The sequence below is a fragment of the Aeromicrobium sp. genome, assembly GCF_025965075.1.
In the GTDB taxonomy this organism is placed as follows: Bacteria; Actinomycetota; Actinomycetes; order Propionibacteriales; family Nocardioidaceae; genus Aeromicrobium.
This window is the reverse complement of sequence record NZ_JAOPXQ010000091.1, coordinates 1-7011: the sequence shown is the minus strand read 5'-3', so window position 1 is coordinate 7011 and position 7011 is coordinate 1. Positions and strand designations below refer to the sequence as shown.

The window sequence follows — 7011 nt, the reverse complement described above, 5'->3', positions numbered from 1 at the left end:
CCCGATCCAGCGCGACAATCGCCTCGACCCGCACGAAACCGGTCTCGACCACGGGCAGCGACTCGAAGTCGTACCCGCGCACCTGACCCAACAGGGAGTCGATCGGCGCGTCCTCGAACATGCCTCGACTCTAGAGGCCTCCACCGACACAAACTGTCTGCAAGCGGAGCGAGTTCTGGTCCTTGCCGCCACCGTCGGACACTGACGAATCGCCCTTCGAAGATCAGGTCCGCGACCCAGCCCCCCACCCAGCACATGGTCGCTGGACGTCGGCGGAGCAACCCCCGGAACAGGGATACCCTGAAGGAATGTCCTTGACCGAGTCCCTCGCACTATCCATCGACGTGGTCACACCCGACCTCATCGAGGTGCGGCGTGACCTGCACGCCTACCCCGAGCTCTCGTGGCACGAGGAGCGGACGACCGACGTGGTCGCGACGTGGATGGACAAGCACGGCATCTCCTACGAACGTTTCGAGGGCACCGGCCTGATGGCCGAGGTCGGTCCCGACGAGGGGCCCATCGTGGCGCTGCGTGCCGATCTGGACGCGCTGCCGGTCGTGGAGACGTCGCAGGACCCGTGGCGCTCGACGGTCCCCGGCGCGTCGCACTCGTGCGGCCACGACGTCCATGTCTCCGCGCTGCTGGGCGCGGGTGTCGCGCTCGCGGCGGCGCACGCCGAGCACCAGCTGCCGCACCGGGTCAGGTTGATCTTCCAGCCCGCCGAGGAGGTCATGCCCGGTGGCGCGCTGCGGCTGCTCGCCGCCGGCGCGCTCAAGGGGGTCTCCCGGATCTTCGCGCTGCACTGCGACCCGTCGCTCGACGTCGGCCAGGTGGGCCTGCGCGAGGGCCCCATCACGGGCGCGTCGGACCACATCACGGTCCACCTCAGCGGCCGTGGCGGCCACACCTCCCGGCCCCACCTGACCGAGGACCTGACCTATGCCCTCGGCAGCCTGCTGACCCAGCTGCCCGCCGTCCTGTCACGCCGCTTCGACCCGCGTGCCGGCGCCAGCATGGTGTGGGGATCGATCAAGTCCGGCAACGCCGCCAACGTCATCCCGTCCAGCGGCGAGCTGACCGGCACGCTGCGCATGCTCGACGCCGCCGCGTGGCACCAGGCCGAGCACCTCGTCCGCGGCCTGATCAGCGACATCATCGAGCCGTTCGGCGTCAGCGCCGACGTCGTCTACACCCGCGGCGTCCCGCCGGTCGTCAACGACTTCGGCGCGACCGAGATCCTGCGCCGCGCCGTGACCCAGACGATCGGTTCCAGTGGTGTCGCGTCGACCGCCCAGAGCCTCGGCGGCGAGGACTTCGCGTGGTACGTCGAGGCGGTCCCCGGCGCGATGGGACGGCTCGGGACGCGTACGCCGGACGGTCCGACGTACGACCTGCACCAGGGCAACTTCCGGGTCGACGAACGGGCGATCGCGGTCGGCGCGAAGGTCCTCGCGGCCGCCGCCGTGAGCTGATCCGACCCGCCGTTGCGGCGCGAGGTGACAAAACGGTTACGGCGGCTGGGATTCTCCTCATCAGGGTCCCGATCGACCCGCCCGGACACTAGGGTCAGACCTACGTGCCGGGCTCCCGGCTCCGTATCGAGGAGGAATTTTGCGTCGTTTGACGAAGGCCACCGCCATTGCGGGTGTGGCCGTACTCGTGCTCGCGGGAGCGGGCTGTGGCAAGAACAGCGACTCCGAGGGCGCCAAGTCCGCCGGTAGCGACAAGGACTGCGTCGCGAAGACCGACACCAAGGTCGGCATGGCGTTCGACGTCGGTGGACGTGGCGACCAGTCGTTCAACGACTCCGCCGCCAAGGGCCTCGACAAGGCCGAGTGCGAGCTGGGCTTCGAGGTCCAGACCGCTGAGGCTCAGGACGGCGAGGCCGAGTCGGCTCGCGAGGGCCGCCTCCAGCAGCTCGTCGACGCCGGCTACAACCCCGTCATCGCAGTGGGCTTCGCCTACTCCGCATCGCTCAGCAAGGTCGCGAAGGCCAACCCGAAGGTCAACTTCGCGATCGTCGACGACGCGGCCCCGGGCGACAACATCGCCAACCTGCTGTTCGCCGAGGAAGAGGGCTCGTTCCTCGTCGGTGCGGCCGCCGCGCTCAAGAGCGAGTCGGGCAACATCGGCTTCGTCGGTGGCGTCGAGACGCCGCTGATCAAGAAGTTCGAGGCCGGCTACACCGCGGGCGCCAAGACCGTCAAGAAGGACATCAAGGTCCAGGTCCGCTACCTCTCGCAGCCGCCGGACTTCAGCGGCTTCGGTGACCCGGCCAAGGGCAAGACCACGGCCGAGGGCATGTTCGACGCCGGCGCGGACGTCGTCTACCACGCCGCCGGTGGTTCCGGTGGCGGTGTCTTCGAGGCTGCTGCCGCAGCCGACAAGAAGGCCATCGGCGTCGACTCCGACCAGGCGCTGACCGCTGACGCGGCCGTCAAGGACGTCATCCTGACCTCGATGCTCAAGAACATCGACGTCGCGGTCTTCACCTACCTCGAGGCGGTCAAGAGCGGCGACATCCCGACCGGCCCGACGACGTACGACCTCAAGGTCGACGGTGTCGGCTACTCGACGACCGGTGGTCAGGTCGACGACATCAAGGACAAGCTGGACGACTACAAGAAGCAGATCATCGACGGCACCATCACGGTTCCGTCCAAGTAGTTCCGGCTGATCTGGCCCGGGCCCGCGCTGTAGCGTGGGCCCGGGCCACAGTCGTCCTGAAGTCGCAACAGCACAGCAAGTGAGGGGCATCGGTGAACACGACCAGCACGAGCGAGGACGTGGTCGTACGACTGCGGGACATCGGCAAGACGTTCCCGGGAGTCGTCGCCAACCATGACGTCAACATCGACGTCAAGCGGGGCACCGTCCACGCCATCGTGGGGGAGAACGGCGCGGGCAAGTCGACGCTGATGAAGATCCTGTACGGCGTGCAGAAGCCCGACTCCGGGACGATCGAGATCCTGGGCACGTCCCTCACGATGTCCTCGCCCGCCGACGCGATCTCCGCCGGCGTCGGCATGGTCTTCCAGCACTTCATGCTGGCCGACAACCTCACGGTCCTGGAGAACGTCGTCCTGGGCGCCGAGAAGATGCACGGCATCGCCGACGCGGCTCGGCGCAGGATCCTCGAGATCTCCGAGGCGTACTCGCTCGACATCGAGCCGGACCGGCTCGTCGAGGAGCTCGGCGTCGGCGCCCGCCAGCGGGTCGAGATCCTCAAGGTCCTCTATCGCGGCGCCTCGATCATCATCCTCGACGAGCCCACAGCGGTCCTGGTGCCGCAGGAGGTCGACGAGCTGTTCGGCAACCTGCGCGAGCTCAAGTCCGAGGGCCTCGCGGTCATCTTCATCTCCCACAAGCTCGACGAGGTCCTGTCGGTCGCCGACGAGGTCACCGTCATCCGCCGCGGCGCGACGGTCGACACCGTCGACGCCTCGTCGGTCAACTCCAAGCAGCTCGCCGAGATGATGGTCGGCTCCGAGCTCCCCAACCCCAGCACCGAGACCTCGACCGTGACCGACAAGGTGGTCCTCGAGGTCCGTGACCTGACGCTCCCGGCCCCCGGCGGCGGGCGCAACCTCCTGGACGACATCGACCTGGTGATCCACTCCGGTGAGGTGCTCGGCATCGCCGGCGTCGAGGGCAACGGCCAGGCCGAGCTCGTCGAGGCCGTCATGGGCATGCGCCAGGGCTCGTCGGGCGTCTTCACCCTCGACGGCCGGGACCTCGCGGGTCGTTCGACGCGCGAGCGCCGCGAGGCCGGCATCGGCTACATCCCCGAGGACCGGCACCGCCACGGCCTGCTGCTGGACTCACCGCTGTGGGAGAACCGGATCCTGGGCCACCAGACCCGCGAGCCCAACATCAACGGGCCGATGATCGACCGCAGCGGCGCCCGCAAGGACACACAGCGCATCGTCGACGACTACGACGTGCGCACGCCCGGCATCGACACCCTCGCGCGGGCGCTGTCCGGCGGCAACCAGCAGAAGCTCATCGTGGGCCGCGAGATGGCCGACGACCCCGTCCTGCTGATCGCCTCGCACCCGACCCGCGGCGTCGACGTCGGCGCCCAGGCCGCGATCTGGGGGCACATCAAGCGCGCCCGTCGCGAGGGGCTCGCGGTGCTGCTCATCTCGGCCGACCTCGACGAGCTCATCGGCCTGTCCGACACCATCCGGGTGATCCTGCGCGGTCGCCTCGGCGAGACCTTCGACCCGGCCACGGTGACGCCCGCGCTGCTCGGCTCGGCCATGACAGGAGCGGACGCGTGAAGAACCCACGCATGACCAAGATCGCGCTGGCGATCGGGGCCCCCGTGCTCGCGCTGGTCGCGGCGTTCCTCATCACGAGCCTCGTGCTGGTGCTCGCCGGCGACGACGTGGGCGGCGTGTGGAGCCAGATCCTGAGCCTGCCCAACAACCGCGGCTACATCAACATCATCAACGCCGCGACGGTCTACTACCTGTCGGCGATCGCGGTGGCGATCGGCTTCCGGATGAACCTGTTCAACATCGGCGTCGACGGCCAGTACCGCGTCGCAGCGTTCGCCGCGGCGGTCGTCGCCGGCGAGGGCTGGCTGCCGGGCTACTTCAACACCGCGCTGGCAATGCTCGCGGCGGTCCTGGTCGGCGCGGCCTGGGCCGGCATCGCAGGCCTGCTGCGGGTGACCCGCGGCGTCAGCGAGGTCATCTCCACGATCATGCTCAACGCGATCGCGACGGCCCTCGTGGCGTACCTGCTGCGCAAGGCCGCCGTGGACGCCCCGGGCAGCAACATCACGCAGACCAAGCCGGTGCCCGAGGGCAGCCGGGTCGGCGGCATCTCGCTGTTCGGTGACGTGCCGGCGACGGTGTACGGCCTGGTGTTCCTCGCGGCCGCGGTCGGCTTCGCGTACTGGTTCGTCATCAACAAGACCCGCTTCGGCTTCGACCTGCGCGCGACCGGCTCGTCGGAGACCGCGGCGGTCGCGAGTGGCATCAACGTCAAGCGGATGATCGTCATCTCGATGCTGCTGTCGGGCGGTGCGGCGGGCCTGGTCGGCATGCCGCTGCTGTTCGGCAACGACTACGCGTACGGCTCGACGTTCCAGTCGGGCCTCGGCTTCGCCGGCATCGCGATCGCGCTGCTGGGCCGCAACCACCCGATCGGCATCGCCCTCGGCGCCCTGCTGTTCGCGTTCCTGGACGAGCAGTCCAATCCGCTCCAGATCCTGCTCGACGTCTCGCCCGACATCGTCAAGATCACCCAGGGCACGATCGTCCTCACGGTCGTCATCGCGTACGAGGTGGTCCGGCGCTACGGCATCCGCCTCGAGCAACGCCGGGTGGCGAGCGCGCTGGATGACGAGCCCGCAATGGAAGGAGCGAAGGCATGACCGTCGTCTCTGGTGGTGTGACCGGCGTTCCCACCGCCACCCGCAAGTACTCCTATGCCAAGGTCCTGCTGGGCCTGGCGGCCCTGCTGGTCCTGATCTCGGCGCTGCGCATCATCACGGGCGCCGACGACCTCGACTCGTCCGGCACCCTGCGGGCGACCCTGGTCGCCGCCGTCCCGATCGGCCTGGCCGGTCTCGGCGGTCTGTGGTCCGAGCGCGCGGGCGTCGTCAACATCGGCCTCGAGGGCATGATGATCCTCGGCACGTTCGGTGCGGGCTACTTCGGCTACTTCTACGGCCCGTGGCAGGGCGTCGTCGGTGCCATCGCGCTGGGTGCCGCCGGCGGCCTCCTGCACGCCGTCGCGACGGTCTCGTTCGGTGTCGACCACATCGTCTCGGGCGTCGCGATCAACATCATCGCGCTCGGTGCGGTGCAGTACCTCGCGGCGCTGGCCTTCACGGGCGTCGCCGGTGGTGGTGCGACGCAGTCCCCGACGATCCCGAGCCTGCCGTCGATCACGATCGACGCCTTCTCCGACCCGCTGGGCGACCTGGAGCAGAAGAACTGGTTCGTCGTGTCCGACCTCGCGGCGCTGCTGCGCGCGTTGGTGACCAACCTGTCGCTGCTGACGATCATCTGCCTGCTGCTGTTCGTGCTGACCTGGTGGCTGCTGTGGAAGACGTCGTTCGGCCTGCGCCTACGGTCCTGTGGTGAGAGCCCGGCCGCCGCGGAGTCCCTCGGCATCAACGTCATCCGCTACAAGTTCGTCGCGGTCGTCATCTCGGGCGGCTTCGCCGGCCTGGCAGGCGGCTTCCTCGCACTGGTGGCCTCGAGCACGTTCCGCGACGGTCAGACCGGCGGGCGCGGCTACATCGGCCTCGCCGCGATGATCTTCGGCAACTGGCGTCCCGGCGGACTGCTCGCGGGCGCCGGCCTGTTCGGCTACACCGACACGCTGCGCCTGCGCGGCGGCGGAGAGACGATCCACGGCCTGCTGCTGCTGGTCGCCGTCGGCATCGTGCTCTACGGGATCTGGCAGTACCGCCAGACCCGTCAGCTCGCCTCCTTGATGGGCGCCCTGCTGGGTGTCGTCGTCGCGATCTGGTACTTCTCGACCGACTCGATCCCGGAGGACCTGACCGGCATGACGCCCTACCTGACGACGCTGCTGGTCCTGGCGCTGTTCTCCCAACGGCTGCGGATGCCGGCCGCCGACGGCAAGCCCTATCGCAAGGGGAGTGCCGGCTGATGGCGAACGGAGTCAGCCTGGGGATCTCCGGGCCCGACGACCCGATCGACTGGGAGTCGTTGACGAAGTACGCGACCGAGGTCATGGGTCGGGCGTACGCGCCCTACTCCAACTACAAGGTCGGCGTCGCCGGCCTGGTCGACGACGGCCGGGTCGTGCTGGGCTGCAACGTCGAGAACGCGGCCTACGGGGTCGCGCTCTGCGCCGAGTGCGGCATGGTCTCGGCCCTGCACGCGACGGGCGGCGGCCGGCTCGTCGCGGTCGCCTGCGTCGACGCCGAGGGCCGCGCGCTCATGCCCTGCGGACGCTGCCGCCAGCTCCTGTGGGAGAACGGCGGCCCGGGGATGCAGCTCATGACCCGGAGTGGTGTGA

6 protein-coding genes are annotated in these 7011 nt (G+C 69.1%); all 6 read left to right on the top strand.

Features of this window, described 5'->3' with window-relative positions; all coding sequences use genetic code 11:
• Positions 1-308: 308 nt before the first annotated feature.
• The gene (locus JWQ91_RS05905) at positions 309-1475 is read left to right on the top strand and encodes an amidohydrolase (protein ID WP_297781929.1); all 1167 of its coding nucleotides are present in this window, start codon (positions 309-311) and stop codon (positions 1473-1475) included.
• A gap of 175 nt (positions 1476-1650) precedes the next feature.
• On the top strand, positions 1651-2670 hold the full coding sequence (locus JWQ91_RS05900) for a BMP family ABC transporter substrate-binding protein (RefSeq protein ID WP_297781927.1): 1020 nt from the start codon (positions 1651-1653) through the stop codon (positions 2668-2670).
• A gap of 92 nt (positions 2671-2762) precedes the next feature.
• Entirely contained in the window at positions 2763-4286 is a 1524-nt protein-coding gene (locus JWQ91_RS05895) for an ABC transporter ATP-binding protein (protein ID WP_297781925.1), read from the top strand.
• Entirely contained in the window at positions 4283-5389 is a 1107-nt protein-coding gene (locus JWQ91_RS05890; protein WP_297781923.1) for an ABC transporter permease, read from the top strand. Before JWQ91_RS05895 ends, JWQ91_RS05890 begins: the two co-directional genes overlap by 4 nt.
• Positions 5386-6639, top strand: coding sequence for an ABC transporter permease (locus JWQ91_RS05885; RefSeq protein WP_297781922.1), 1254 nt, complete (start codon positions 5386-5388; stop codon positions 6637-6639). The genes JWQ91_RS05890 and JWQ91_RS05885 overlap by 4 nt, the downstream gene beginning before the upstream one ends.
• On the top strand, positions 6639-7011 hold a 373-nt coding region (locus JWQ91_RS05880), incomplete at its 3' end, for a cytidine deaminase (protein WP_297781920.1). The genes JWQ91_RS05885 and JWQ91_RS05880, both read left to right, overlap by 1 nt.